The sequence below is a fragment of the Segetibacter sp. genome (genome assembly GCF_025963695.1).
GTDB lineage: Bacteria > Bacteroidota > Bacteroidia > Chitinophagales > Chitinophagaceae > Segetibacter.
This window is the reverse complement of sequence record NZ_JAOQAH010000097.1, coordinates 72,876-99,450: the sequence shown is the minus strand read 5'-3', so window position 1 is coordinate 99,450 and position 26,575 is coordinate 72,876. Positions and strand designations below refer to the sequence as shown.

25 protein-coding genes are annotated in these 26,575 nt (G+C 38.7%); 13 read left to right on the top strand and 12 right to left on the bottom strand.

The window, feature by feature from the left end; all coding sequences use genetic code 11:
• Positions 1 to 69 precede the first annotated feature (69 nt).
• Positions 70 to 858: a TIM barrel protein gene (locus JWR87_RS17515; RefSeq protein ID WP_297822594.1), complete on the bottom strand. Its 789-nt coding sequence runs from the start codon at positions 856 to 858 to the stop codon at positions 70 to 72.
• An 83-nt stretch (positions 859 to 941) separates the two neighbouring features.
• Complete coding sequence (locus tag JWR87_RS17510; protein WP_297822592.1) at positions 942 to 2,192, bottom strand: nucleoside permease; 1,251 nt, start codon at positions 2,190 to 2,192, stop codon at positions 942 to 944.
• A gap of 627 nt (positions 2,193 to 2,819) precedes the next feature.
• On the opposite strand from JWR87_RS17510, the gene JWR87_RS17505 reads away from it, so the two are divergent.
• The 3 genes from JWR87_RS17505 to JWR87_RS17495 are packed head-to-tail and all read left to right on the top strand — an operon-like array spanning position 2,820 to position 5,046.
• A complete protein-coding gene (locus tag JWR87_RS17505; RefSeq protein WP_297822589.1) occupies positions 2,820 to 3,875 on the top strand; it encodes a sugar phosphate isomerase/epimerase in 1,056 nt (351 codons plus the stop codon).
• 29 nt (positions 3,876 to 3,904) lie between these two features.
• Complete coding sequence (locus tag JWR87_RS17500) at positions 3,905 to 4,300, top strand: c-type cytochrome (protein ID WP_297822586.1); 396 nt, start codon at positions 3,905 to 3,907, stop codon at positions 4,298 to 4,300.
• A 2-nt stretch (positions 4,301 to 4,302) separates the two neighbouring features.
• Entirely contained in the window at positions 4,303 to 5,046 is a 744-nt protein-coding gene (locus tag JWR87_RS17495; RefSeq protein ID WP_297822583.1) for a DUF1080 domain-containing protein, read from the top strand.
• Positions 5,047 to 5,095: 49 nt separating this feature from the next.
• On the opposite strand, the gene JWR87_RS17490 is transcribed toward JWR87_RS17495, so the two are convergent.
• The 5 genes from JWR87_RS17490 to JWR87_RS17470 all read right to left on the bottom strand — a co-directional run bounded on the left by JWR87_RS17490 (position 5,096) and on the right by JWR87_RS17470 (position 8,938).
• Positions 5,096 to 6,337, bottom strand: a complete 1,242-nt coding sequence (locus JWR87_RS17490; RefSeq protein WP_297822581.1) for a glutamate-5-semialdehyde dehydrogenase — start codon at positions 6,335 to 6,337, stop codon at positions 5,096 to 5,098.
• A 147-nt stretch (positions 6,338 to 6,484) separates the two neighbouring features.
• On the bottom strand, positions 6,485 to 7,519 hold the full coding sequence (proB, locus tag JWR87_RS17485; protein WP_297822579.1) for a glutamate 5-kinase: 1,035 nt from the start codon (positions 7,517 to 7,519) through the stop codon (positions 6,485 to 6,487).
• A 214-nt stretch (positions 7,520 to 7,733) separates the two neighbouring features.
• Positions 7,734 to 8,150, bottom strand: a complete 417-nt coding sequence (locus tag JWR87_RS17480) for a hypothetical protein (protein ID WP_297822577.1) — start codon at positions 8,148 to 8,150, stop codon at positions 7,734 to 7,736.
• 1 nt (position 8,151) lies between these two features.
• Entirely contained in the window at positions 8,152 to 8,496 is a 345-nt protein-coding gene (locus tag JWR87_RS17475; protein WP_297822575.1) for a phage holin family protein, read from the bottom strand.
• Positions 8,497 to 8,545: 49 nt separating this feature from the next.
• Positions 8,546 to 8,938, bottom strand: a complete 393-nt coding sequence (locus JWR87_RS17470) for a YtxH domain-containing protein (RefSeq protein ID WP_297822573.1) — start codon at positions 8,936 to 8,938, stop codon at positions 8,546 to 8,548.
• Positions 8,939 to 9,329: 391 nt separating this feature from the next.
• Between JWR87_RS17470 and JWR87_RS17465 the strand changes: the two genes are divergently transcribed.
• From JWR87_RS17465 to JWR87_RS17440, 6 genes are all read left to right on the top strand, one after another.
• Positions 9,330 to 9,593, top strand: coding sequence for a SemiSWEET transporter (locus JWR87_RS17465; protein WP_297822570.1), 264 nt, complete (start codon positions 9,330 to 9,332; stop codon positions 9,591 to 9,593).
• Positions 9,594 to 10,298: 705 nt separating this feature from the next.
• A complete protein-coding gene (locus JWR87_RS17460; RefSeq protein WP_297822568.1) occupies positions 10,299 to 15,767 on the top strand; it encodes a translocation/assembly module TamB in 5,469 nt (1,822 codons plus the stop codon).
• The gene (locus JWR87_RS17455; RefSeq protein ID WP_297822565.1) at positions 15,757 to 18,087 is read left to right on the top strand and encodes a BamA/TamA family outer membrane protein; all 2,331 of its coding nucleotides are present in this window, start codon (positions 15,757 to 15,759) and stop codon (positions 18,085 to 18,087) included. Before JWR87_RS17460 ends, JWR87_RS17455 begins: the two co-directional genes overlap by 11 nt.
• Before the next feature lie 17 nt (positions 18,088 to 18,104).
• On the top strand, positions 18,105 to 18,410 hold the full coding sequence (locus JWR87_RS17450) for a DUF4286 family protein (protein WP_297822563.1): 306 nt from the start codon (positions 18,105 to 18,107) through the stop codon (positions 18,408 to 18,410).
• 219 nt (positions 18,411 to 18,629) lie between these two features.
• Positions 18,630 to 18,899, top strand: coding sequence for an HU family DNA-binding protein (locus JWR87_RS17445; protein WP_297822560.1), 270 nt, complete (start codon positions 18,630 to 18,632; stop codon positions 18,897 to 18,899).
• Between the two features lie 98 nt (positions 18,900 to 18,997).
• A complete protein-coding gene (locus JWR87_RS17440; protein WP_297822557.1) occupies positions 18,998 to 19,180 on the top strand; it encodes a 30S ribosomal protein THX in 183 nt (60 codons plus the stop codon).
• Between the two features lie 83 nt (positions 19,181 to 19,263).
• Here the strand turns inward: JWR87_RS17440 and pdxH are convergent, their stop codons facing one another.
• From pdxH to JWR87_RS17420, 4 genes are all read right to left on the bottom strand, one after another.
• A complete protein-coding gene (gene pdxH, locus JWR87_RS17435; protein WP_297822555.1) occupies positions 19,264 to 19,905 on the bottom strand; it encodes a pyridoxamine 5'-phosphate oxidase in 642 nt (213 codons plus the stop codon).
• A gap of 176 nt (positions 19,906 to 20,081) precedes the next feature.
• Positions 20,082 to 20,792 (bottom strand): UMP kinase, encoded by a 711-nt coding sequence (pyrH, locus tag JWR87_RS17430; protein WP_297822552.1) that lies wholly within the window; start codon positions 20,790 to 20,792, stop codon positions 20,082 to 20,084.
• Positions 20,793 to 20,976: 184 nt separating this feature from the next.
• Positions 20,977 to 21,711 (bottom strand): DUF2490 domain-containing protein, encoded by a 735-nt coding sequence (locus tag JWR87_RS17425; RefSeq protein ID WP_297822550.1) that lies wholly within the window; start codon positions 21,709 to 21,711, stop codon positions 20,977 to 20,979.
• Positions 21,712 to 21,730: 19 nt separating this feature from the next.
• Positions 21,731 to 22,111 carry a RidA family protein gene (locus tag JWR87_RS17420; RefSeq protein ID WP_297822548.1) on the bottom strand — a complete coding sequence of 127 codons (381 nt, stop codon included), beginning with the start codon at positions 22,109 to 22,111 and terminating at the stop codon, positions 21,731 to 21,733.
• 75 nt (positions 22,112 to 22,186) lie between these two features.
• On the opposite strand from JWR87_RS17420, the gene JWR87_RS17415 reads away from it, so the two are divergent.
• The 4 genes from JWR87_RS17415 to JWR87_RS17400 all read left to right on the top strand — a co-directional run bounded on the left by JWR87_RS17415 (position 22,187) and on the right by JWR87_RS17400 (position 25,476).
• Positions 22,187 to 22,825: a 3-hydroxyacyl-CoA dehydrogenase family protein gene (locus tag JWR87_RS17415; protein ID WP_297822546.1), complete on the top strand. Its 639-nt coding sequence runs from the start codon at positions 22,187 to 22,189 to the stop codon at positions 22,823 to 22,825.
• Entirely contained in the window at positions 22,809 to 23,498 is a 690-nt protein-coding gene (gene tsaB / locus JWR87_RS17410; RefSeq protein ID WP_297822544.1) for a tRNA (adenosine(37)-N6)-threonylcarbamoyltransferase complex dimerization subunit type 1 TsaB, read from the top strand. Before JWR87_RS17415 ends, tsaB begins: the two co-directional genes overlap by 17 nt.
• Before the next feature lie 104 nt (positions 23,499 to 23,602).
• On the top strand, positions 23,603 to 23,944 hold the full coding sequence (locus tag JWR87_RS17405) for a metalloregulator ArsR/SmtB family transcription factor (protein WP_297822542.1): 342 nt from the start codon (positions 23,603 to 23,605) through the stop codon (positions 23,942 to 23,944).
• Between the two features lie 128 nt (positions 23,945 to 24,072).
• Entirely contained in the window at positions 24,073 to 25,476 is a 1,404-nt protein-coding gene (locus JWR87_RS17400) for an MBL fold metallo-hydrolase (protein ID WP_297822540.1), read from the top strand.
• A 133-nt stretch (positions 25,477 to 25,609) separates the two neighbouring features.
• On the opposite strand, the gene JWR87_RS17395 is transcribed toward JWR87_RS17400, so the two are convergent.
• On the bottom strand, positions 25,610 to 26,575 hold the full coding sequence (locus JWR87_RS17395; protein WP_297822538.1) for a zinc dependent phospholipase C family protein: 966 nt from the start codon (positions 26,573 to 26,575) through the stop codon (positions 25,610 to 25,612).

The following is a 26,575-nucleotide window of genomic DNA, read 5'->3' as shown; positions in this document are numbered from 1 at the left end:
TAGAATTTTAATAAAGAGGATTTGAACCTGCTTGAGAATAAGGAGTTATAAAATTAAAGGTTATTGAAATTACACGTCACAAATTTTTATTGCCTCGCTTAATGATAAAATTTTGTCTTCTTTAACAGGTATAAATTCCTGCGCAACAAAACCATTAAAACCGGTGGCTTTTATAGCTCTTAGTATAGCCGGGTAATTCAATTCCTGGTTGTCATCTATTTCGTTTCTGTCGGGTACCCCGCCAGTATGATAGTGTCCAAAATAATGATGATGCTCTTTTATGGTTCTTATTACGTCTCCCTCATCAATTTGCATGTGATAGATGTCGTACAATAATTTAAAGTTTTCAGAATTTAGCCTTTTGCATAATTCGGTACCCCATATCGTTTTGTCACACATGTAATCAGGATGATCAATTTTACTGTTCAATAATTCCATATGAAGAACTACTCCTTTCTTTTCAGCGATTGATAATATTTTTTGTAGACCCTCTGCGCAATTTTTCAAGCCAGTCTCATCTGGTATTCCTCTCCTGTTACCACTGAAGCAAATAAGATTTTTATAGCCTGCATCAGCAACAAGGTTTATATGTTCGGTATAGCTTTTTATTAAAGTGGCGTGGTATTGCCTGTCATTCCATCCCTCTGTAAGACTAATTTCAGCACCATTGCACATAGAAGAATAAATACCAAGTTTCTTTAGAGTTGGCCAATCTTTTGGTCCTGCCAGGTCAATAGCAGCAAAGCCAATTTCCTTTACTCTTGCGCACAGTTCATCTAAAGGAATAAAATTGTAGGTCCAATAACAAACAGAGTGCCTTATGTTTCCTTTCAAGTTGTTTGTTTTTACTGTTGTCATTACAGTTTTATTAATGAAAGCATTTCAAACAGATTAAATACTGCTTCCTTTAGCCGATGAAGTTCGTCGGCATCTGCTAGCCCCTATGTTGCCGGGCTTGTTGCTAAACCTTTTTCCGCTTCTGCTTCAGAAATAGGTTTCTTCTTAACTTCTTTAAAAAGAAAAGCATACATTAGAAATACAACTATAGATATAAATGCGGGAACTAACCATATACTCTTCCATTGGTGACCTCCTCCTGCTACCGCATATTTTTCTGCCACCAATCCGGCAATCCAAAAACCAATCAGCATACCTACGCCATACGTTGCAAGCGTAATCATTCCCTGCGCCGAAGATCGTATTTTTTCACCGGCCACATCATTTGTATATACCTGGCCTGTAACAAAGAAAAAGTCATAACAAATTCCATGGAGGATAATGCCTGCATACAACATCCACATACCCGATCCGATGTCTCCATAAGCAAACAAGAAATACCGCAGCGCCCACGCGATCATGGCTATCAACAACATTTTCTTTACACCTAACCGAACGAAAAATAAGGGCATCAAAAACAGGAATAGTAGCTCCGACATTTGACCATAAGTCATCTTGCCCGCCGCACCTTCTACCTTAATTTCATTTAGAAAAATATTAGTTTCCTGGTAGTAAAAGGCAAGCGGAATACAAATTAACAAAGAGGCTAAAAAGAAGATAAGAAAGTTTTTATCTTTTAATAGTCCGATAGCATCAAGGCCAATAATCTCACGGAAACTTGTTTTAGTTCCGGCTTTAGGCGGTGGAGTATTTGGCAACGTGAAACTAAACAGTCCCATTACTATTGATACCCCTGCCGATAAACGAAAGGTATTAAGCAGGCTACTTTTTTGCTCCCACGATAACCATGCAATGATGAGCCCTGCAACGATCCAACCTACGGTTCCCCAAACACGAATGTTTGCAAAATCTTTTTCAGGATTATCAATCTGTTTAAATGATACTGCATTCACCAGGGCAAGGGTCGGCATAAAAAGAATCATATAAATAAGCAAGGCAGGATAAAAAGCTGAAAAGCTATTTATAGTAGATATGTAATACAAAATAGCAGCTCCTAAAATATGTAAGACGCCCAGAATTTTTTGAGCAGCAAAATAACGGTCAGCAATCAGGCCGATAACAAATGGAGCGATGATAGCGCCTAATGATTGTGTTCCGTAAGCAATGCCAACTTGTACATCGGTTATACCAGGAATTGATTTAAGGTAAGTGCCCATTGTAACATACCACCCACCCCAAACAAAAAAGTTGAGGAACATCATAAAAGAAAGTTTGAAGCGGGTAACATAATTCATTAGCAGTTGATTTTTATAAAAGGAAATTTTTGCCAAAACCAATATCCAAGACTTTAAGATAAACAGTGTTAAATAGTTCTTTAGTAGTAATGAGGTTGTAGAAAATAAATGTAGCAATTAATAAAATACATTTGGCGTTTGGCCTAATAATTTAATCGATCCAATGAAGAAGGCTTGAATAAGATGAGCCTACATTTAAGACTGGGGTTTACGTGTTTTTGCTGGTAAAAAATCAGGAGCGAATTAAGATGCGTTGATTTTGCTATCAAAAAAAGAGGATGTTAGCTTAAAAGCAATTTTGTAAAAAGCAAGTGTTGCAATATTGTACATACGTGAACAAAACCTGCCGTGCTGATTTATTATCAAGGCCTTTTAATTTTACTTTTATGATGGCTTATATTGTGCCTGTTTCATAGAGTAAATGGTATGGTTATTTAGGCTAGTGCCGAAGGCCGCTGAAGAAAGAGGTGGGTTGAAAGAGTTATTGAGATGTTACCAGCTTTAGGTATTCGAGGAGCTTTTGTTGTGTCACTCACTGTACTTGTTGTTCTAATGTCGGCCTGCTTATTTTGTATTTTGCTATAAGATTTTATATATTTTTCTAAAGACCAAACGCAACGCTTAAATATGAAAACAATAAAAGGACCGGGCATTTTTCTCGCACAGTTTATGGGTGACAATCCACCCTTTAATGATCTTAAAAGTATTTGTCAATGGGCAAAAGGTTTAGGTTTTGTTGGGGTGCAATTGCCAGCATGGGACTCCCGATGCATTGACTTACAAAAAGCCGCAGAAAGCAAAACATATGCAGATGAACTTAAGGGACTGATAAATGAGTGTGGGCTGGAAATAACTGAACTATCAACTCACTTACAAGGCCAACTGGTGGCGGTTAATCCTGCCTATGATGCTATGTTTGATTCCTTTGCCCCCGAGCAGGTTCGTAACAATTCGAAAGCAAGAACAGAGTGGGCAATACAGCAGGTAAAATTTGCCGCTAAAGCTTCTCAAAACCTGGGATTAAAAGCGAGTGCTACTTTCAGTGGTGCGTTACTTTGGCATACTGTTTACCCGTGGCCACAACGCCCGGCCGGCCTGGTTGAAATGGGGTTTGCCGAACTAGCTAAAAGATGGCTACCAATCCTTGATGCTTACGAAGATGCTGGCATCGACCTTTGCTATGAAATTCACCCGGGTGAGGATCTGCACGACGGCGAAACCTACGAGATGTTTTTAGAAGAAGTAAACAACCATAAACGCGCTTGCCTGTTATATGACCCATCGCACTTTGTTTTGCAGTGCCTCGACTATCTTACTTATATAGACTATTATCATGAACGTATTAAAATGTTTCATGTAAAAGATGCCGAATTTAATTCTACAGGAAAACAGGGTGTATACGGTGGTTATCAAAGCTGGGTTAAGCGGGCAGGCCGGTTCCGTTCTCTCGGAGATGGACAGGTAGATTTTAAGGGCATTTTTAGTAAGCTTACCGCTTACGATTACGATGGCTGGGCGGTAATGGAATGGGAGTGCGCTTTAAAGCATCCCGAAGAAGGTGCAAAGGAAGGCGCAATATTTATAGACAATAATATCATAAGAGTTACCGAAAAGGCATTCGATGATTTTGCCGGTTCTGATAATGAGGACCAGCTTAATAAAAGTATTTTAGGATTAGTATAATTATTAAAATTTCAATTTAAAAGTTTATCATGAAAAAGCTATTTGTAATTCTTTCCTTTAGCTGCGTAGTAATCAGTTGCGGCGGCAATGACAGTAACGATTCAAAAGAAAATTCGAAAGAGGAGGCAAAGCAAGGTGCAGCAGCGCCCGCCGCTAAAAGTGCGGACTATCAAAAAGGCCTTGAACTGGTTGCGCAAAGCGACTGTTTTACTTGCCACGACGTGAGCCAGAAGAAGATAGGGCCGGCTTACAAGGATGTAGCCGCCAAATACCAAATGAGCGATGAGGTGGTAGAGAATTTAGCTGGTAAAGTTATCAAAGGCGGAGCAGGTGTTTGGGGACCCATTGCAATGACCCCGCATCCTCAATTATCTAACGATGATGCAAAAACAATGGTCAAGTATATTTTGGCTTTAAAGAAATAAGTATGAGACACTTTTTATTTGTTGTTATAGGTGTTGTTCTTATTCTTAATAATAGCTCAGCACAAAAGACTTCCCTAAGTATGCAAGACAATTCGTTATCAACCCAGGAAAAAAGCGAGGGCTGGAAGCTTTTGTTTGACGGAAAGACAACAAATGGATGGCATAGCTACGGCTATAGCACTGTGGCAAATGCCTGGAATATTGATAACGGGTCATTGCACCTGGATGTTGCGGACAGAAAGAACTGGCCCGCCAATGAAAGCAAAGATATTTTGACTAATGAAGAGTACGATAATTTCCATCTAAAAGTAGATTGGAAGCTGGCTAAAAAAGGCAACAGCGGAATTATCGTTTATGTGCATGAAGACAAAGCGAAGTATCGGAACACTTATGAAACGGGGCCCGAAATGCAGGTGTTGGATAACGCAGGCCACGCCGACGCAAAAATTCCTAAACATCGTGCAGGAGACTTGTACGACCTCATCTCTTCTTCATCTGAGCCTGTTAAGCCGGCAGAAGAATGGAACCATGCAGAAATAATGTGTAAGGATGGAAAACTGCAATTTTTTCTAAATGGAGTCTCTATTGTCACAACAACTATGTGGAACGATAGCTGGGAGAAAATGATTGCTGGCAGTAAGTTTAAATCGATGCCCGGCTTTGGAACCTTTAAAAAAGGAAAGATCGCTTTGCAGGAACATGGAGAGGAGGTTTGGTTTAAGAATATTAAAATAAGAAAGCTGTAGTTTAAATAAGAAAGGAGTTGCAAAAGCAGCTCCTTTCTTATTTAAATGGTTATCGTATTTGTCCATCTCCTTTAACAATCCATTTCTCCGTTACCAACTTCTCTAAAGCAAACGGTCCGCGGGCATGTAACTTTTGAGTGGAAATGCCTATCTCCGCACCCAAACCAAATTCTTCTCCATCTGTAAACCGGGTTGATGCATTTGTATACACTACAGCAGCATCTACTTCTTTTATAAACCGCTCGCATTTAGCTTTGTTTTCCGAAACAATAGCTTCAGAATGTTTGGTTGAATATTCCTGTATATGCGCTAAAGCTTCATCAATATTGTCCACTACTTTCAGTGCACATTTAAGACTTAAAAATTCACGTCCAAAATCTTCAGAACTAGCCTTTCGAAGCCGGCTATAACCTTTTAGCAAATCCAAAGCTATTGGATCTGCAAAAATTTCCACACCATATTCTTTAAACATTGGCTGTAACTTCTCTAAAAACTGCCCTGCAATCTTGCTATCCACTACAACGGTATCCACTGCATTACACACTGACGGCCTGGTTACTTTAGCATTTACAACAATTCTAACAGCTTTTTCTATATCCGCTTCTTCCTCAACATAAATATGACACACCCCGGCACCCGTTTCTATCACTGGTACCATGCTATTCTTTCTTACAAATTGTATAAGGCTTTCTGAACCACGGGGTATTAGTACGTCAACATATTTTGTCGCTGTCATTAGTTCCTGCACCGACTCCCTTGCCGGGGGAAGCAAGGTTACACAATCAGGATCTATATCATTTTTCTGTAGGGCATTTTTTATCAGTGCGATAGCGGCAATATTACTGCTCTCAGCATCACTACTTCCTTTCAAAATACAACCGTTCATGCTACGTATACATAAAGCTGCTATGTCATAAGTTACATTTGGCCGCGACTCGTAAATAGCTCCCACCACACCTAATGGCACCGCTATTTTCTGTAATTGCAAACCATTATACAAGGTCCTTTGCTCTAACTGCCTGCCCGTGGGGTTAGGTAGTTGTGCCACTTTCTTAATGCTTTTTGCAATATTTAAAACACGATCAACATTCAATCGCAAACGATCGGTTTTTGGATCACCCGCGTCTTGTCTCGCCACATCTTTTTCATTCGCTTTTACAATAGCTTCCTTATTATCTGCTATAGCATCAGCAAGCATACTTAAGGTTTTAACTACTTGCTCATCTGTCGCATTTCTTAAAGATGCGGCTGCTTTATATGTTTTTATTATGAGAGGCTCTATCGATTGCATGTTTTTTTATGTATTCGGCTATAAACCCGTGCTGAACATTTCTTGCGACGCTCCCTTGTACGGTAGCCATCTATTGATCTTGTTTTGATCGAATTATTTGTTTAAAAGTAAAGAGAACAAGGGAATTATATTAAAAAGTAAAAACGGCTAGAACAAAACAATATCATCACAATGAGCTGCCAGTGCATTCTTTTTAGAAACCTGTTCTGCCATTTGCGATGCAGCAAGCCTTACTTTCGCTACGCCTATAATCGTTTCCTCTTCATTAATTAACTGTACTACTTCACCTGCAGAAAAAATGCCTTTTACCTCTTTTACCCCCACGGCAAGTAAACTTCTTCGATCATTCAGCGCTTTTTCAGCTCCTTTATCAACGTGAAGACTTCCAAGGGTTATAGAGCCGCTTGCAAGCCATTTTTGTCGTGCTTTTAAGTTTGACTTTTTCGGTTTAAACGTTGTTCCCGTGTTCCCCGAAAGGGCTTCACTCAACGGGTTTTCTTTGTTCAAGCCAGTCATAATAACTTGTATTCCTAACGAAGTCGCTAACCTCGTAAAAGTAAGCTTTGAAAGCATTCCACCAAGACCAACTGAACTCTTTTCCGAATTGACATAACTAAGAATTCGACTGTCAATTTTTTCGACAAAAGGAATGATAGCCTTATTATCATCAAGGAAGCCGCCAACAGAGGTGCAAATAATTAAGGTTTCCGCGTCAAACCCAATTGCAATTAAAGTAGACAGCTCATCGTTGTCTGAGAATTTCAGCTCCACGTTACTTACCAGGTCATTTTCATTTACTACCGGGATAATGTTGTTATCCCAAAATTCATAAAAGGTTTCTTTAAGTTGTAAAAACTGTGAACGGTTAGAGAAGTGATGACGCTCGCAAAGGGCTTGTGCTACAATTAAACCATGCATCGAAAAATGCTTGTAATACAACTGTATAAGAATTGGATTTCCAACTGCAGCGGCAGCCTTTCGTTCAATCAAAGTCCCCTTGTAATTTTTAATAAACGCCTTTCCACTTCCCACGGCCCCACTCGACACCAGCACCACTTTATACAATTGGCTTAGTTCAGCAATTTCTTCAGCAAGTTTCGTTATAATCGTCTCATCGGCTTTACCATCCGGTCCGGTTATCACTGCTGTTCCTAATTTTATAACCAACACCGGCTTATGCATGAGAAAGGATTTTAAGAGCGCAATTTATTATAGTTGAAAATATATGGGGGATGAATTTTCCTTTTGACTAAAACTATGTCTGAATTAGCGTTCCTTAGTATCTGTTTTAGGGCTTAGAAAAAGCAACTAAAGCTTGCGTTAATTAAAAAGCCACTACTTTATGTAGCGGCTTTTTAATTAACAAAAACAATTGGTTTATGATAAGCAATAAAAACTATTTATATCGAACAAAAGGATAAATCGGGGAGTCGTGAGGAGTATGCTTCCTTAAAAGAGTAATGCCCTTTGATAATAAAGTGCCGGGTTCTTTATTTTCTATCTTGGTAATATGGTGATTAACCATGTTGTGAATAGTTCGATCAAGGGATTTTTCAGACAGAAGCTCAACAGCCTTTTTAGAAGCGTAGCCTAAGATGAAGCCAATAACTGTATTAACTAAAGTTCTTTGAATCTCCGGAGTTTCAGCTACATAGCTAAAAGTATTCTTTATAACCCTTTTTGGTCGTAAATTCTCTTTTACCTGCTCGTAGTTGTCTTGTATCTCCAGCTTCTGAACCTGTACTTTAGCTTCCAAATCGTTAATTGCTTTTCGCAAGTCTTCATTATTGGAAATTTCTCTTTTCGTTGCCATTCTATAAAAATTTACCAATAATCATTTTAGTGATTGGTGTCTTAAAAATCTTATCCCTTTTTGAAAATAAAACAACTCCGGCGATTCCGTAAATGGCAGCTAGTATTAAAAATCCTAAGTAAGCTTTACCTATTAAATCACCAATTAGTAAGGCAATACCAATATTAAACACAATAAAAAAAATAAAGAAAATAACAAAGAGCGCTACATATGCAATGATAGAAGACGCGACCGAAGAGGTCTTGTCAATCATTTTCAACTTGAACAACTCTAACCTGTTGTCTACGTAATCTTTCGACTCACTAAATAAGGATTCTATTAAAGTTAAAGTGGGCTGCTTACTCATAGCTGTTTTTTAAATCGCCGGAGACCTGTTAATTCAACTGTTGATACTATTATATTTGATTGAAACCACTTCCAGCTTCAGCACCTGCTCTTGCACCGGCTGCTGCTCCTGCTGCTCCACCCGATGCTGCTCCTGTAGCGCTAGATACATTAGATGCAACATTACCTGCCTCTGACTTTAGGGCGCTCACAACACTGCTTGCTTTTTGTCTTCCCTGGTCAATAAGGTCTGTAGCGCTTTCCTTAACGGTTTCATATCTGTCAGCAAGTCCGTCAACAAATTCTCCAAATTTATTCTTCAAATTTTCAGTAACGTCTCTGCTTCCTTCAGATATACGTCTTCTTGTTTCATCTCCTTTGTCAGGAGCAAATAAAACTCCTAAAATAGCACCGGTAGCGGCACCAGCTAAAACTCCTAATAAAACTTTTGATCCTGAGCTCATAATAAACGGTTTTTAATGGTAAAAAATATTTTTAATGCTTTATGGTTGAAATTCAAAAAACAATGCCAGAACAAAAAACAGTACAAACATTAATAAAGCCTAGATTACAAGCGAGTTATAAATATTTTGTGGAATAATTTTCCCACGGAATGGCAAATTTTAAGAGCGCGTTCAAGTTTAAAAAGTGAACGGATTGAAGGCAGCAGCGCACTCTTTATTAAAACCGTTATAATCATTTAATCCCCCTCGTCGTATTTCTTTTTTTCATGGTGTTTACTGTACAAAGGCCTGTTATTTGAAAGGGTTACGCTGCAAAAGGTACCATGAAAACGTGTTTCAAGATGGCAACAATTTGAAGCAGCAAAGGAAAAATAAATTTAAAATTAGAGCATTGAACACCATTGGCGTAATTGGAATTGTTGCAGGAATATTTACATCAACTTCACTTCTTCCACAATTAATAAAAATCTTAAAGGAAAAGAAAGTTGAAGGTTTGTCAATGACAATGTTTTTGTCTTTACTAATAGGCATCATTCTCTGGGTCGTGTATGGTATTCTGCGTGATGACTGGCCAATTATAGTAACGAACAGTTTCTCTGTTGTGCTTAATCTTTTTATCCTTGTTCTAAAATTTAAATATAGAAGAGCTTCATAAGTAAGTTGGCACCAGTTTTACTTACCAAGTTGTAGGATTTCCAAACCTCCGATCGTTTTAACCCAGCTGACGAACGCTTTAATAACACATTGAAGACGGTTCACCGAATTTATAGTTCGACAGAAAATGTGGGCTTTTGCGTGAGACTATTAACGGAATGTTTTTTCTATATTGAATGAAACTGATTTTAAAAAATTAAACGATGAGAAAGAATCTTTTATTAGCTATGATGTTTACTCTTACAGTTAGCATACTTTCTAGTTGTGAAGCTATAGGTGGTATTTTTAAAGCGGGAATGTGGGTTGGGGTTATTGTTGTTGTCATAATAGTTGCATTAGTCTTGTGGCTAATAGGGAAAGTTAGGAAGTAGGCTAGAGCCTCGGGGATCCTTACCGGAGCGCTGTTCTTGTCATCTTATCTGTTGCTTTTTTAATTCTTTTAGGAGCTAAAGCCAGTTATTCGAGGGCTCCTTAAGATCGTTAGATCAGTATTAGCAAAGGTCAAAATGTACCTCTTAATTTTAATGCAGTTTTCTTTTGTTAAAAGAGTCTGGTTTTCGTGAGGAAGAATTTCTACACCAAAGGTAAAAGCCAATTAAAATATCTTTATATCTATTTGAAGAACAAAAAAGTATAAAGAAAAATCGTTTGGTGCGTCTTTTGACTAATTAGAGTATTATTAGCAGATTAAAGATGATGAAGGCGTATGCAACAAACTACTAACCCCTCCCCAAAAAAATCAGTTCTCGCAAAAATAGGACGAGGTTTCGCAATTTTCCTACTATCACTTATCGGGCTTATTGTCCTTCTCCTTATTTTAATTCAGACCGCACCGGTTCAAAATTTTGCCAGGAAGAAGGTTGTCTCTTTTCTTGGAAATAAACTACAAACAAGAGTTGAAATAAAGGGACTTGATATCGAGTTCCCAAAAATGCTTGTGCTTCAGGGCGTTTATATCGAAGACCGAACTAAAGATACTTTAGTTGCAGGAAACCAGTTAAAGGTGGACATAGACATGTTTAAATTATTGAGCAAGGAAATTCAAATCAATGAGATAAATTTAAACGGAATCACCACCAAAATAAAAAGGCAGCTTCCCGACACCACTTTCAATTTTCAATTTATTGTAGACGCTTTCGCTTCACCTGTTGATACGACAAAAAAGAAGGATACAGCAGCCATGAAGATGGCGATAGAAAAGATTATTATTGATAAAACGCGTCTTGTATACCTGGATGTAGTTACAGGAAATGACGTGGATGTTTACCTTAATCATTTCGACACAAGGATTAAGACTTTCGATCCAACCAATCTTCGTTACGATGTTCCAAGTATTGTTATAAATGGGGTGAAGGGTCGGATTGCTCAAACGCAGCCTATTGCAGTTACGACGGTTGTTGACAATCCTAACCCTACAGTAAAGAATGAAGCTCCAAAGTTTTTAAACTTTACCAATAAAGAAATTCTTCTTAGCGATTTTGACATTAGTTACAGTAATGCTGTATCTGCCATGTCAACACGTCTTTCTTTGAAAAATTTCAATATTCATCCAGAAAGCTTTGATCTTAAAAATTCTGTAGTCGCGCTAAAAGACGTTGAATTGAACAATCTTGACGGCTTTCTTAGAATGGGTAAAGCCAATACTCCTCCCGCTATTAAACTTACCAACGAAAATAAAGAAGAAGTCTCTACCGCTACCCAGCCTTTACCGTGGCGATTTACAGTAGCATCAATACGTTTTGACAATAACAATTTTGCATTTGACGATGACACGAAACCAAGGATGGGCAGGGGGATGGACTTTGCTCACCTGGCATTTAAAGACTTTACTCTTCACGCAGATAATTTTCTTTTTCACAACGACACGATAGCAACAAACATTGTAGAAGGTCGGCTGAAAGAAAAAAGCGGCTTCCAGTTGGATAAGTTCCAAACCGATGTAGTTTATACCGACAAAGGAGCATCATTACAAAATATGCTCATCCAAACCCCTGGTTCTGAGATAAAAAGGAGTGCTATCATCCGCTATCCCTCTTTGGCTGCCATTCAAAATCAAATGGGATTATTAGAACTGGATGTAAACATTGACAACAGCTATCTACAGGTAAGAGACATTCTTGCTTTTGTTCCAACTCTTGCTGGTCAGCCTGCCTTCAGAAATCCCTCCAGCAAAATTTATTTTAATACCCGGATGAAAGGAAGCCTAAACAGGCTCAACATCCAACATTTTCAATTTAGAGGCTTAAGTAATACAAGCATAGATGTTGCAGGAGTTGTCAACAACGGAATGGATAGCAAAAATGCCTCTGCCGACTTAAACATTAGAAAGTTTACGACAGGTAGAAATGATATTGTCTCACTAGTTCCTGCCGGCACCCTTCCTAATGGCATAAGTCTTCCGGAAGTGATGAGTTTACATGGAAGATTAAGGGGGGGAATGAAGCATCTTGAAATTAATAACCTTCAATTCAGCGACTCTCGTAATACCAATTTAGACCTTTCGGGAATAGTTAATAATGCTGCTGATCCTAACAATGTGTATGCTGATATTACTATTAATCGATTTAATACCACAAGGGGCGAAATAATGGCGCTAGCTCCGGCTGGAACTATCCCAAAAAATATCACCGTTCCTGAAACAATGGCTTTAAGAGGACGGATCAAAGGAGGAATGAAAAACCTCGCAACTGACCTCGCGATAAATACATCTCTAGGTTCAGCCAAAGTAAATGGAAAGATTAGTAATGCAACCGATAAAAACAATGCTAGTTACAACGCCTCAATTTCAACAACAGCATTGAACCTGGGGGCTATAATGCAACAGCCACAAAACGTTGGTGCTATATCTGCAAATTTTACAGTTAGTGGTCGCGGGTTCAATCCAGACCGGGCAAATGCAAGAATTAAAGGAAATATAATATCAGCGGAAGTAAAAAAATACACTTATCGAAATCTAGCCTTAAACGCTTCAATAGCAGATCAAAAGTTTACCGCCGATGCCGGTATGCAGGATCCTAATATTCACTTTGCGTTACAGGCAGAAGGAAATATGGGCGGTAAACTTCCTGGTTTTGTAATAAACGCAGAGATTGATAGTATTAAAACATTACCCTTAAACCTTACACCAAATGCCATTATTTATAGGGGAAAAATAACTGCTAATGTTCCTGAGTTGAACATGGATGCCTTAAATGGAGAAGTCTTTATCTTAAACTCTCTTCTATTAATAAATGGCCAGAGGATCGCACTTGATTCATTGTCGGTAGTAGCAAGCAATGTAAACAATCAACAAACAATTGCACTAAAAACCGATTTTGTCAGTGCCGTTATTCAAGGTCAATATAAGTTGCTTCAGTTGGGCGATATCATGACAGAAACTATTCAGCCTTATTATGCTATTAATACCACAGGTGCACCTTTAAAAATTGTAGATCCTTACAATTTTACCATCAATGCAAATGTTATCGATCATCCAACTCTTCATGCTTTTGTCCCCGATCTAAAACGATTTGACGGAATAGCTCTTCAATCTAATTTTTCGAGCAGCGATGGTTGGAATGCTAACATGGCCGCGCCTGATATTTTAGTTGGTACAAACGCCATCAATAATTTATCACTTACTGCCGTTGGAAGAGACAGTAGCTTAAACATAGTTACTACCGTTAACCAGGTATCAAATGGTAGTAGCATCGCTTTATATGGTACGAGATTAACCGCTAGTTTGGCTAATAACAGAATTAATTTTGGTTTGTCCATAAAGGATAAGGCGGCAAAAGATAAGTATAGACTGGCAGGAATATTTGCCCAGGAACCAAATAGTATTTATGCTTTGTCTCTAAGACCTGATAGCTTAATGCTTAATTACGACGCCTGGTCTATTAGTCCTGATAATCTCATTCGCTTTGGCTCTACTTTATTAAATGCCAGAAATTTCGACCTGAGTCAAAACAACCAGCATCTAATAATTAATAGTCTAAATACTGCACCTGATAGTCCCCTGCAAGTTGCTTTTACAAATTTTAAGGTTGCTACGTTAACTGCATTTGTTCAGTCGGATAGTTTATTGGTAGATGGCCTTTTAAACGGAAACGTACAGGTTAGGGACGTTTTAAAACAACCCAATTTCACCACTGACCTAACCTTAAATAATCTGGCAGTAAAAAAGGACACTATTGGCGATGTAAATATTAAAGTTAATAACAATACTCAGAACGTTTTTGCCACCAATGTAACTATCAGCGGCAAAGGAAACGATGTTAACTTAACCGGTAATTACTATTTAAAACCCGCCAACAACAGCAATTTTGATTTCATTTTAGATATTAGGCAGTTGCCATTTAAGACAATTGAGGCGGCAAGTATGGGAGCTATAAACCAATCTACAGGTAACCTTACAGGAACTGTGGCAATTAATGGTACAACCAAAGCTCCAAACATCGATGGCGGAATCAATTTTAATCAGACCGCTTTCAATGTTGTTATGCTTGGCAGCTATTTCAGAGTGGACGGTGAAACAATTAAAGTGAATAACCAGGGTATAGCATTTAACACATTTACCATAAAAGACTCTGCTGATAATAGCCTTATCGTAGATGGGCTGGCAGGTACCAGTAATTTTATAAACTACAATTTAAATTTAACTGTAAGGGCAAGAAATTTCAGAGCAATCAATACTACGAAAAGACAAAATAGCCTGTACTATGGCAAATTGTTTTTAAATACCAATATGAATATAAAAGGCACAGAAGCTGCACCTGTAGTTGATGGATCGTTGCGAGTGAATGAAGGTACAGACTTGTCAATTGTATTACCTCAGGCCGAGCCGGGTGTAGCTGACAGACAAGGCATCATAGAATTTGTAGATATGGATGCGCCGGGCAATGATTCGTTATTTAAACAAACCCTCGCGACCTATGACTCTTCCTTCAATAAAACGGCTGTTACGGGAATGAATGTTTCCGTAAATATGGAGGTGGTAAAAGAAGCAAATTTCAATGTTATTATTGATGAGGCAAATGGGGACTTTCTTAATTTAAAAGGAACTGCTGTGTTGAACGGTGGTATAGATCCTAGTGGTAAAATTACCATGACTGGTTCTTATACAATAGAAGAGGGTGGATACGAGTTGTCTTTTAATTTCCTTCGTCGCAAGTTTGCAATAGAAAAAGGAAGTAAGATTACATGGACCGGTGAACCGACTACAGCCGATATAAATGTTACCGCGATTTATGTTGCCAATACTTCAGCTATGGAACTGGTCGCTAATCAAATTCCTGAAGGACAGAAAGGGTATTATCAACAAAAGCTACCATTTCAGGTAAGGCTGATGGTGAGGGGCGAGCTTATGCAACCTACGCTAACATTTGATATTGCGTTACCAACAGAAAATAATGCAAGAGTGTCAAACGAGGTGTTAACAACGGTTACTACAAGATTAGATCAGATAAAGACAGAACCTTCAGAATTAAATAAACAAGTGTTTGCTCTACTGTTGCTAAATCGGTTTGTAGCTGAAAATCCTTTTGCAACCAGTGGAGGCGGTGGTGGTTTCAATGCCGCTTCATTTGCAAAGCAGAGTGTAAGTAAAATATTGACGGAGCAATTGAATAACCTTGCAGGAGACCTGATTGCAGGGGTTGATATTTCATTTGATGTAAACACTGCAGAAGATTACTCCACCGGCGAAAGAAGAGACCGAACAGACTTCAATGTTGCGTTATCAAAACGCCTCTTAAATGACAGGCTAAAAGTAACTGTAGGAAGTAATTATGAATTAGAAGGCCCTAGCCAGGGAACCCAAAATAGTAGCAACGTGATTGGTAACGTAACTATAGATTACAACCTGACGCAAGATGGCAAGTATCTTTTACGCGGCTATCGTAAAAATGACTACGAAGCTGTTGTTGAAGGATTTGTTGTAGAAACTGGATTAAAGTTTATTATTTCTGTCGATTACGAGAAATTCAAAGAAATATTCACAGACAGAAAGAAGAGACGACAGCAAAGGCGGGCGCAGAAAGAAAGAGAAGAAGCATTAAAGTCTTCAGATAAAGCAACAACAGCTAACGACAGCATACCAAATGAAAATTCTCCGGTCACTTTTGATAAGGTTATAATAGCCGATGACAGAAAAATAGTTCCTGCGACAGAAAAAGATTCAACAGATGCAAATTAGAAAATCTAAACTACTTACTTATTATTCGAAAATTACTGCTATCGGTATCTTGTTGTCTGGCTGTAACATTACTAAGAAAGTTCCCGAAGGTGATGCTCTATATACAGGACATAAAGTAAAGGTTGAAAATGCCTCTGTCTCTAACAATGAGAAGAAGGTAATCACTGCCGACCTGCAAGCCTTAATAAGACCGAGGCCCAATTCAAGACTTCTCGGTATCCCCTTCAAGCTTGGCTTGTACAATATGGCCGGTAAGAAGAATAATTTTATAAATAAGTTTCTGAGAAAAAATGGTGAACCGCCTGTTCTGCTAAGTTCCGTTAAACTTGAACGTAACCTGCAAGTACTTACCAATACGCTTGAGAACAGGGGTTTTTTTCATGCAAAAACGACTGCTGATACAGTTGTAAAGGATAAAAAAGCAAGTGCTAGTTATGTTGCTAACACGGGAAGTCAATACAAAATAAACGAGGTGTCTTTTCCGAAAGATAGCAGTGCTATTAGCCGGGCTATACAATCAATTTCAAATAAAACGATATTTAAAAAAGGGGATGCTTTTAATCTTGATGTTGTCAAGGGGGAAAGATTGCGTATAGATGCAGCTCTTAAAGAAGAAGGCTTTTACTTTTTTAGTCCTGATGACCTCATCATATTTGTCGACAGTACTATCGGCAATAACCTTACTAACCTATACGTTAGCTTTAAGCCAGATGTACAAATGGCCAGAAAGCAGGCTTATACTATCAACGATATTTACATATACTCAAATTACAACCTGAATACCGCGAGAAGGGATACCCTTAAAGCCGACTCAGTGCTTTACAAAGGGTATTATGTGATTGACCGAAATAAAACTTTTAAGCCTTTGGTTTTCGAACAGATGATGTTGTTTAAGCCAGGCGACTTGTATAACCGTACAGATCACAACCAATCTCTTAACCGGCTTACAAACTTGGGGGCATTTAAGTTTGTTAAAAACCGCTTTGACGTTGTTGCCGATTCTTTCAAGCTAAATACTTATTACTTTCTAACGCCGCTTCCTCGAAAGTCTTTAAGCGCGGAGATAGGAGGCCTTACAAAATCAAATAACGCAACCGGTTCAGAAGTTACTGTAAGATGGAAAAATAGAAACGCGTTCCGGGGTGCAGAACAACTTAGTATCAATGCATATTTTGGAACCGAGGTGCAGGTTTCTGGCTCTTACAGCGGTTTCAATACCCTGCGGTATGGTGCAGAGCTTAATCTTTCGCTTCCCAGGTTTGTAATACCATTTTTTGATTTGAATACTACCGGCGCTTACGTTCCTCGTACAACTATACAATTTGGGTACGATATATTGCAAAGGCAAAAACTATATTCCTTAAATTCTTACCGTGCAAACCTTGGATACAATTGGAAAGAAAGTGCTCAGAAAGAACACCAGCTAAACCCTATATCTGTTACCTATGTTCAGCCCCTTAATGTTACTCAGAGATATATCGACAGCATACTCCTTTATCCTGTTCTTCAGCGGGCCATTCAGCCGCAGTTTATACTTGGTTCTACTTATAACTATAATTACAATCAGTTGGTGGGCCGTGAGAAAAATGCTTCCGGAATTTACTTCAACGGTCTCCTTGATGTCGCAGGTAATGTACTTGGCCTTGCTTCCGGCGCGGATGCCAAAAATGGTAAAGTACAAAGCTTGTTCGGCTCGCCTTTCTCGCAATATGTTAAGGCCGAGTTTGACATGCGTTTGTACCGAAAAGTCGGGTTAAACAGTCAGTGGGCAAACAGGCTAATAGTTGGTCTCGGTTATCCTTATGGCAATTCAACTATCTTACCTTTTGTGAAACAATATTTTGTAGGAGGCAATAACAGTTTACGAGGTTTCAGAAGTCGGTCAGTTGGCCCGGGTAAATTTGTCGGCGGGCAGGTTGCAAACAGAAGAGGGTTTTACCCAGATGTTACGGGAGATTTAAAACTTGAAATGAATACTGAATACCGCCCTAAATTATTCAGCATTCTTTACGGTGCAGTATTTCTAGATGCAGGTAACGTTTGGCTGGTAAATGACAATATAGATCCAACTACCGGTGCAAATCTTTACCCTGGCGGAAAGTTCAGTAAAAATTTTTTAAAAGAGCTTGCAGTTGATGCGGGTGTTGGATTAAGAATAGATATTCAAATATTGTTGCTTCGCCTTGACCTGGCTGTTCCTTTAAGAAAACCCTGGCTTCCCGAGGGGCAGCGCACGGTGCTTAACCAGATAGATTTTGGCAGTAGTGAGTGGAGAAGCAATAATCTTATACTTAACCTGGGTATTGGTTTGCCCTTCTAGGTTGATAAACATAACGCATGATTATTTATAACGTTACTATAAAGGTTGACTGGTCAATTGCAACGGACTGGGAGAAATGGATGAAAGAGGAACATATACCCGAATTACTTGAAACGGGGTGTTTCGATAAACACCAACTTGTGAGACTATTGCAGGTTGACGAAACAGAAGGGCCTACGTACGCTGCTCAGTACTACGCAGCAAGCTTAACTAAGTATGACTACTACCTTCAACACCATGCCCCGGCACTTCGAAAAAAAGTTTCGGAAAAGTGGGGACAGAAATGTGTTGATTTTAGAACTTTGATGCAGGTGGTAGACTAAACGCCGATCAAGTCGTTTAGAAATTCTTCGCACTCGTTTGTTGATTGTATCACTTCTCCTGTTTAATATCTTTATCCCCTGTTATGCTTTCCTTATCCGGTATTAGATAAGTTAGATGGTTATTAAGATTTATATAGGTATTAAAAGTTGATGAAAACTTTTTCTGCTAAGTAAAAGCTAATAAATTTGCGATGTTTAATTCTAACAAAAAAAATTACAATGAACAAAGCGGAACTAATTGCTAAAATTTCTGATGACACTGATGTTACTAAAACCCAGGTTAATGCTGTTTTAGACTCGTTTGTAGATGCTGTAACTAAAACTTTGAAGGGAGGAGATAAGGTTACTTTAGTCGGATTTGGAACTTTTTCTGTATCTAAACGCTTAGCACGTAATGGTCGCAATCCTCAAACAGGTGAGATTATAAAAATTAAAGCTAAAAGAGTAGCTAAGTTTAAAGCAGGTAAAGAGCTTTCAGCAAGAATATAAGATTAAGAGTTTTTTCTAAATAAAGGCAGGTTATCCTGCTTTTTGCGTTTTTAGCATAAAGTGTTTTATGAGAGCAACAAGGTGTATAATTTTAAGCTTTGATAAATTACACAAGTTATTGTAGGTTTGCAGCCTGTTATTTAAATTTTAAAAAAATAGTTATGGGAAGAGGTGATAAAAAAACTAAAAAAGGAAAAATTTTTAAAGGATCTTTTGGAAAGACAAGACCAGCGAGAGTTGCAAAAGTAACCAAGCCGGTTGAGGAAAAAAAAGAAGCTTAATTAGTTGACTGTTGATTGAGAGCAGCAATCGTGCTGAGCTCAATCAACCGAAGCTAGTCAGGAAGGATTTATCTAAAGTTATTTTAAGGGGCTAATCGTTCTACATTCCACTTTTCACTTATCTGGCTATATAGTATTCTGTCATGAAGCCTGCTTCGTCTGCCTTGCCAAAATTCTACTCTTACAGGCTTTACTATATACCCACCCCAATGCGTTGGTTTTGGAATGTTTCCTTCTCCAAACCTATCCTGGTATTTCAGAAAACTTTCTTCAATGATTTTTCTGCTTGATACAATTGTGCTTTGGTCAGATGCCCATGCACCGATTTTACTTGCTGCAGGTCTTGAAGCGAAATAAGCTGCACTGTCTGCTTCACTAACCTTTTCTACAGTTCCTTCAATTCTTACTTGTCGTTCTAATTCTTTCCAGAAAAATACTAATGCACCCTTTGCGTTTGCTGCTAATTCTTTTCCCTTTTGACTGTTGTAATTAGTAAAGAATAAAAAGCCATCCTTAGATAGGCCCTTTAGCAATACGATTCTTGCTGAGGGTATTCCATCCGGCGTTGCTGTTGCTAAAGTCATCGCGTTTACTTCATCTATCTTACTGTTTACAGCTTCACTCCACCAATTTGTAAACTGTTCAATCGGGTCACTGCTAACGTCTTCTTCTGATAGAGATCTTAGCTTATAATCCTTTCTTATATCGGCAATAGATTGGTGCATATTGTTTCATTTTCTAAGCAAGGTGTAGCCAAGACCATGTTATTTGCTGGGTAGAAAAAGTTGAAAGATTTGTTGAGGATGAACGAAATGCGACGCAACAATGTGAAATAGTACTACAAAAGCCTGTACCAAAACACTGATTCAACTGCTAACGGCAAACCTGGGCTCTTTAAGGATTAACTTACATATGTTCCCACATCCATACCCTGGACTACCTGAAGCAAGGTACCCGGGGTATTCATATCGAAAACAATAATTGGCAAACTGTTTTCCTGGCATAATGTAAAAGCAGTCATATCCATCACTTTCAGATTCTTATTGATTACCTCTGCGAATGAAATTTTATCGAATCGTTTTGCTGTAGGATCTTTTTCAGGATCAGAAGTGTAAATGCCATCTACGCGAGTACCTTTTAAAATAACGTCAGCTTTAATTTCAATAGCTCTTAACGAACCTGCAGTGTCAGTTGTGAAGTAGGGGTTTCCGGTGCCGGCGCCAAAAATAACAACACGACCTTTTTCAAGATGTCGAATGGCGCGTCGACGTATGTAAGGCTCTGCTATCTGCTCCATCTTAATGGCGCTTTGCAGACGTGTGTATACACCCACTTTTTCAAGTCCTGCTTGCAGTGCCATGCCATTTATAACAGTGGCAAGCATGCCCATATAATCTCCTTGCGCCCTTTCTATCCCTGTTTCAGCCTCGTTCATGCCACGGTATATATTACCACCTCCAATAACAATGGCAACCTGTACACCCAATTCTATAACCTGTTTAATATCCAACGCATATTGAGCGATGACGCTTGAGTCGAGACCAAAATTCTTATCGCCCATTAAAGACTCGCCGCTAAGCTTAAGAAGAATTCGTTTGTACTTTGGAAGCATGTAAGTTTGATTTTCGTGTGCAAAGAAACAAAAAGTAACGGTTGAAAAAAGTTTCATCTTTCCCCAAAGTACTGGTATACAATAACCCTAATTGGCGAAATTTAAAATAAGAGGGTGTAACAATACAAAACCGAAATTATCATACAGTGATAATTTCGGTTTGATTAACTGGCAGGATGCTTTTTTAAAAATTGAGATAGGTATTTAGGATGATTCCATTATTGTATTGAATGACATTCTTATTTTCTATCTCTCTTCCCAACTGAACCGTTTGATTGATGAAGCCAGCTTCTATTCTAAAAAGGTTGGAGGGTTTATAACCTATCATGGCACTTATCCGGTTTTGATCAAAAATGTTTTCTCCCACATTTTCTCCAAAACCAATTAATATTTCATTGTAGGCGGCGGCATACCACTTTTGGCTAAGTGGATAGTCTAACCTAGGCATAAACCGAAACCTGTTTAAAAAAACAAATACCGGTTTTTCAGCGTCAATTGACGCAAACCTTCCAATCCATCTTTGCTCTAATCTGAAACGATTGGTAAGAGCAGCTTTACCGATGGTAGAGTTGAGAACGATCTGTTCGTAAATACGGTGTTCAGGAAAAACTTTTGGGACCGCTGAGAGTGTGTATGTGCCATATGGAAAGGTAGGTGCCCAGGCGTAACCTACCTGCACCGCAACTTGTGGAGTGATCTTATAAGTTATTCCTGTTCTTACCAAGCTTTGTTGCCAATGCTTTAAGAAGTTAACGCGACGCCACTGATATTCGCCATGTAAACTTATTTTTTTACTTAAAGCGGGAGTAATAATTGTGGTAAACCACCCAATTGTATTGCGCTCACTCAGACGGCTGCTCTGAGAAAAAGAAAGATGATTTAATAAAATAAAAATAACTGCCGATAACCCTTTTTTCATGTTCTATAATTATGCTTGTCTACATTGTCGCAATCATACTGATCTCAACATTTACATTTTTTGGTAAGCCTTTAACTGCAACCGTTTCTCTCGCAGGGTAATCGCCGGAGAAATAAGATCCGTAAACTTCATTAACAGAAGTGAACAGACCCATGTCGCTTAAAAAAATGGTGCTCTTAACAACGTGGTTAAAATTTATGCCAGCTTCTTCAAGTATTTCCTGCAGGTTGCGCATTACCTGGTGTGTTTCTGTAGCTATATCACCAGAAACTAGCTCATTTGTTTGGGGAATAAGCGGTATTTGACCGCTGATAAAAACCATGTTATTACTTATGATAGCCTGGTTATAAGGGCCAATAGGAGCAGGAGCTCTTGCAGTATTAATAATTTTTTTATCCATTAAGGTGGTTTAAAATAAAATTGCGACATTTTGCTTCAACTAACAAACATAATTTTGCTATCTCAATACTTGTCTATGCAAATTGTGGTAGTAGCCGATGGAGTAACCCAAAAGGAGTTTCAGGATAAACTTATACCTGAGGGTATAGTAGTTCAATTTGTTGCAACTGTTGGTGAGGCGAGTAAGGGAGCGGGCGCTTATTTCTATCTGCGTGAGGAAGAAGATTTAGTAAAAGATCGAGAAATAATAGAAAGCCTTGGTGCTCCCACGTTTGTGCATGCCGTATCAACTACTTTACACGACCTTCCTGACAATTGCATAAGAATTTGTGGTTGGAGAGGTTTCCTTTTGCAGGAGACCATCGAAATATCTGCCACAAGAAACAATATAGAAGGGGCCTCTGAAATTCTAAATACTTTGCACTGGCGTTATCAGGAGGTTCCTGATATACTAGGGCTAATAGCACCACGAACTACTGCATTACTAATAAACGAGGCATATTTGATTTTGCAAAACGATGCAAGCCAAAAACAACAGATAGATTCTGCCATTAAACTCGCGGCTAATTTTACCAGTGGTCCTTTTGAACTGGCGGAAAAAATTGGCGTGCAGAAAGTTTTTAATCTGTTAGTACACTTAGCAGTATTAGATATGCGTTATAATCCGGCACCATTTCTTAAAAACGAAATTTCTGATCTTGGCGCTGCTTCTTAACATAGATACTGCAACAGAGGTTGCATCTGTATGTGTTTCTCTCAATGGTATTTCAATAGCGTTTGAAGAGAATCAGCATCAGAGGGAGCATGCCTCATTTGTTCATGCTGCCATTGCGAGCGTGTTAAAAGAAGCAGGCTATACGTTAAATGACATAGAAGCGTTTGCTGTCACGTCTGGTCCCGGCAGTTATACTGGTTTACGGGTAGGTATGGCAACTGCCAAAGGCTTTTGTTACGCACTTACGAAGCCTTTTATAATGGTGAATACCCTGGAGGTTATGGCAAAAGCAGCTCTGCAAACCGGCAGTACAATTAGCAATACCGATTTGCTATGTCCGATGATAGAGGCGCGGCGAATGGAGGTTTTTACGGCTTTATATAATACAGACCTGAAAAATATTCTTTCGCCTCAACCGCTAATATTAGAGGAAGAAAGCTTTACCAGATTTATGATAGAAAGGCGAATTGTATTTTTTGGTAGCGGAAGTATAAAATTTAAAGCAATAATGGTTAATCAAAATGGAGTGTTCGTAAGCGTAGATCATAATGCCACACACCTTGGAATGTTAGCTGACAAAGCTTTCGAGGAAAAGATTTTTTTTGATCTTCCGTATTCTCAGCCGACTTATTTTAAAGATTTTCAGTCAACCCAAAAAGCCAAAAAAGAGTAAGATTAATTCATAATTCATATTTTAAACATTCCTTTTAAAAATATATAGAAAATCATTTTTATATTTACAATTGAATATTAAAAAAAACCCCCAAAAAGTTCATTATGATTGCAACAACTCAGAGCATAACTATTGCTAATAAAGAGAATAGTAGCTCAATTAAATTAGATTTTTTGCACCTTAAGAAAGCTGCTCTGGTATTACGTGCCATGAATCATAAGCTCCGTCAGCAGATGATTAAACTGCTTGATGAGAGTGAAAGAATGACGGTTACCGAGATCTATGTAAAATTACGGTTAGAGCAGTCTGTTGCATCTCAACATCTTGCAATACTCCGTCGTGCAGGTATTGTAATTACCCAACGTGATGGCAAGTTTATTTACTATGCTATTAATTATGATCGGGTTGCCGAAGTAAACCAATTTGTTGAGGACCTTGTAGCATAATCATACAAATCCTATTTATCTCAAAGGATGTTTCTAAGAAGCATCCTTTTTTTATTTGCCAAATCTTAACCCACCTTCAACAAACAACCTCGTTCGTTGTGGTTATTTTTGCATTTTAAATCTTATTTATGTTTATAAAGCAATTATATACTAACGGTCTTAGTGAAGCCGCTTATTTTATAGAAAGTGAAGGCGAGGCAGCGGTTATAGACCCGTTAAGGGATATAGAAGAATACCTGCTTTTAGCTAAAGAAAGAAACGCAACTATTAAGTATATTTTTGAAACACATTTTCATGCTGATTTTGTAAGCGGTCATATCGATCTTTCAAAAACTACTTCAGCGCCTATTATTTACGGACCTACTTCAGAAACAAGGTTTAAAGCAACTGTTGCTAAAGATGGGGAAGTATTTAATATTGGAAAGCTTCAAATAACAGTTCTTCATACTCCCGGCCATACTATTGAAAGTACCTGCTACTTGCTGAAAGATGAAAATGCTCAAGATCATGCAATATTTACTGGTGATACGCTTTTTGTCGGCGATGTTGGCCGTCCGGATCTAATAGGTGGAGATACAACTAAGGAGGAAATGGCAGTGATGTTGTATGAAAGCCTGCAACAAAAGATCCTCCCTCTGGCTGATCACGTAATAATCTATCCGGCACATGGTCCGGGTAGTAGTAGCGGTAAGAATATCGGTAGTGCTACCCAAAGCACAATAGGAGAACAAAAGCAAACAAACTATGCATTACAACAAGACTCAAGAGAAGCATTTGTTAAGGTAGTTACAGAAGGGCTGGCAGCCGCTCCAGGTTATTTTCCTCTAAATGTCAAAACAAATAAGGAGGGATACGACAGCATCGATACATTATTGCAAAATGGACTTACCGAATTACCTGTTAAAGAATTCAAAGAGCACATTGCTCATGATGCGGTTGTTATTGACACCCGTAACGCATCTGTCTTTTCAAACGGTTTTATCCCAGGTTCTATATTTATAGGACTTGAGGGAAAGTTTGCTGAATGGGCAGGAAGCCTGTTGCCATTCGACAAGCCGCTGATATTAGTAACAGACAAAGGGCAGGAGAAGGAAACCATTACACGCCTTGCAGGGGTTGGTTTTTCGAAGATACAAGGTTATTTAAAGGGCGGATTTGAAGCATGGCAAAATGCAGGAGAAAAAATAGATTTAATTATAGAGGTAGAAGCTGATGAGCTGGCAATGGACATACCGTTTGATGAAAACCTTGTAGTAGTAGACGTAAGAAAAGAGGTGGAGTATGCCGATGGTCATGTAAAAGAGGCTGTAAATATTCCTCTGGGCAACATGGTAGACCCGGCAAGTATGGCAGACATAGAAGATACAGACAATTTATACTTGTACTGCGGAAGTGGGTTTCGTAGTGTCATTGCTGCATCGCTTCTTAAAAGACAGGGAATTCACAATCTAAGAAATGTAGTAGGTGGTTGGGATAAAATAAAAAGCGAGTCAGAAATCAAGACAGAGAAAGATGCGTCTGTATTAAACTAACAAATTGGTGTGCAAGCTGAACAACTTTTATCAACATTGTTGTGTCACTCACTTTTACATTAAATCATTATCGAACATGTAAGCAAGTCTATCCTGCCAGGTCTCTTTATGGTTTGGCAGGTGCTGTTCGTAGTTATTCATGAGGTCTTCCTTTTAACGAACTATTTTTCCACGCAGCATTTAGTACTTCAAATTCCTTAAGATCTTCCTCTGAAAAAGCAAGAGGTTGCAAATGTTTCAAATCCGGCTGGCCCGCATCTATCCAGGCAGTATACCAGAAACTGGCAGTCGAAGCTATGGCCATTTGCATTCTTCGCTCCACCATTCCTTTTAGCTCGTCATTAAACGCTACGGTGAAATGAGACGAATATTGCCTTACTATTTTTCCGTTTCTTTCTTCAAACGCAAATTTCCTGTCTGTTGAAAGTTTTTTGGTTAACGCTGCTTCGTTTTGTAGTACGCTATCAGCTTCTGCTGCACTCTCTAAAACCCGTGTCCAAATGAATTTTGAAATATTTGAAATGTAGTGGGCTTTTCCTATCATAAAGTCAAATTCCTTTTCTGCTAATAATTCCGGTATCCGGCTTTCCCAAAATGCATGAATTCCCTTTTGGCCTGTCAATTGCCCATCATGATTTGAATTAGCATGCAACGGCACATGTGCATCTGCTACATAGTGGCCTATTTCTGCCGATAGCTTTAATATTTTAGCAGCACTTTTTTCTTTGAAGGCGTTGGTGAGTCTTGCTTGCATAGTTTGTATCCACCAGGGTGCTATGCCATTTGCAACAACTGTATCTTCCGAAAATTTTTTTATTGCGCTGTCGTATCTCGTCGGCAGTTCCTCAAAGGGAAATTCGCCGTAACGATCAATATCAATGTAATGTCGCGGCGCCTCTGATGCTAATGCATACCTGCGTTTATCAGGATCGACAGCATGGTCGCTTAGAAACTGAATATTGGGCTTGTAGAAAACCAGCATTTCTGGCGGAAGTAGAAAGACAGAAAAGTAATTAATGCGCTGATGGGCATAAAAACCCCAGCAAAAGCTTTTGATTGTCAGCAAGCAACACGCACTAAAAAACAAGACTCTTTTCAT

Coding starts and splice junctions, on each gene's coding strand:
- JWR87_RS17480 (WP_297822577.1), bottom strand. CDS start 8,150: ATGGCAACGAAAAGAGAAATTTCCAATAATGAAGACTTGCGAAAAGCA.
- JWR87_RS17445 (WP_297822560.1), top strand. CDS start 18,630: ATGAACAAAGCGGAACTAATTGCTAAAATTTCTGATGACACTGATGTT.
- JWR87_RS17475 (WP_297822575.1), bottom strand. CDS start 8,496: ATGAGTAAGCAGCCCACTTTAACTTTAATAGAATCCTTATTTAGTGAG.
- JWR87_RS17420 (WP_297822548.1), bottom strand. CDS start 22,111: ATGGATAAAAAAATTATTAATACTGCAAGAGCTCCTGCTCCTATTGGC.
- JWR87_RS17510 (WP_297822592.1), bottom strand. CDS start 2,192: ATGAATTATGTTACCCGCTTCAAACTTTCTTTTATGATGTTCCTCAAC.
- JWR87_RS17395 (WP_297822538.1), bottom strand. CDS start 26,575: ATGAAAAGAGTCTTGTTTTTTAGTGCGTGTTGCTTGCTGACAATCAAA.
- JWR87_RS17415 (WP_297822546.1), top strand. CDS start 22,187: ATGCAAATTGTGGTAGTAGCCGATGGAGTAACCCAAAAGGAGTTTCAG.
- JWR87_RS17500 (WP_297822586.1), top strand. CDS start 3,905: ATGAAAAAGCTATTTGTAATTCTTTCCTTTAGCTGCGTAGTAATCAGT.
- pdxH (WP_297822555.1), bottom strand. CDS start 19,905: ATGCACCAATCTATTGCCGATATAAGAAAGGATTATAAGCTAAGATCT.
- JWR87_RS17460 (WP_297822568.1), top strand. CDS start 10,299: ATGCAACAAACTACTAACCCCTCCCCAAAAAAATCAGTTCTCGCAAAA.
- pyrH (WP_297822552.1), bottom strand. CDS start 20,792: ATGCTTCCAAAGTACAAACGAATTCTTCTTAAGCTTAGCGGCGAGTCT.
- proB (WP_297822579.1), bottom strand. CDS start 7,519: ATGCATAAGCCGGTGTTGGTTATAAAATTAGGAACAGCAGTGATAACC.
- JWR87_RS17490 (WP_297822581.1), bottom strand. CDS start 6,337: ATGCAATCGATAGAGCCTCTCATAATAAAAACATATAAAGCAGCCGCA.
- JWR87_RS17455 (WP_297822565.1), top strand. CDS start 15,757: ATGCAAATTAGAAAATCTAAACTACTTACTTATTATTCGAAAATTACT.
- JWR87_RS17470 (WP_297822573.1), bottom strand. CDS start 8,938: ATGAGCTCAGGATCAAAAGTTTTATTAGGAGTTTTAGCTGGTGCCGCT.
- JWR87_RS17515 (WP_297822594.1), bottom strand. CDS start 858: ATGACAACAGTAAAAACAAACAACTTGAAAGGAAACATAAGGCACTCT.
- JWR87_RS17495 (WP_297822583.1), top strand. CDS start 4,303: ATGAGACACTTTTTATTTGTTGTTATAGGTGTTGTTCTTATTCTTAAT.
- JWR87_RS17405 (WP_297822542.1), top strand. CDS start 23,603: ATGATTGCAACAACTCAGAGCATAACTATTGCTAATAAAGAGAATAGT.
- JWR87_RS17505 (WP_297822589.1), top strand. CDS start 2,820: ATGAAAACAATAAAAGGACCGGGCATTTTTCTCGCACAGTTTATGGGT.
- JWR87_RS17400 (WP_297822540.1), top strand. CDS start 24,073: ATGTTTATAAAGCAATTATATACTAACGGTCTTAGTGAAGCCGCTTAT.
- JWR87_RS17425 (WP_297822550.1), bottom strand. CDS start 21,711: ATGAAAAAAGGGTTATCGGCAGTTATTTTTATTTTATTAAATCATCTT.
- JWR87_RS17450 (WP_297822563.1), top strand. CDS start 18,105: ATGATTATTTATAACGTTACTATAAAGGTTGACTGGTCAATTGCAACG.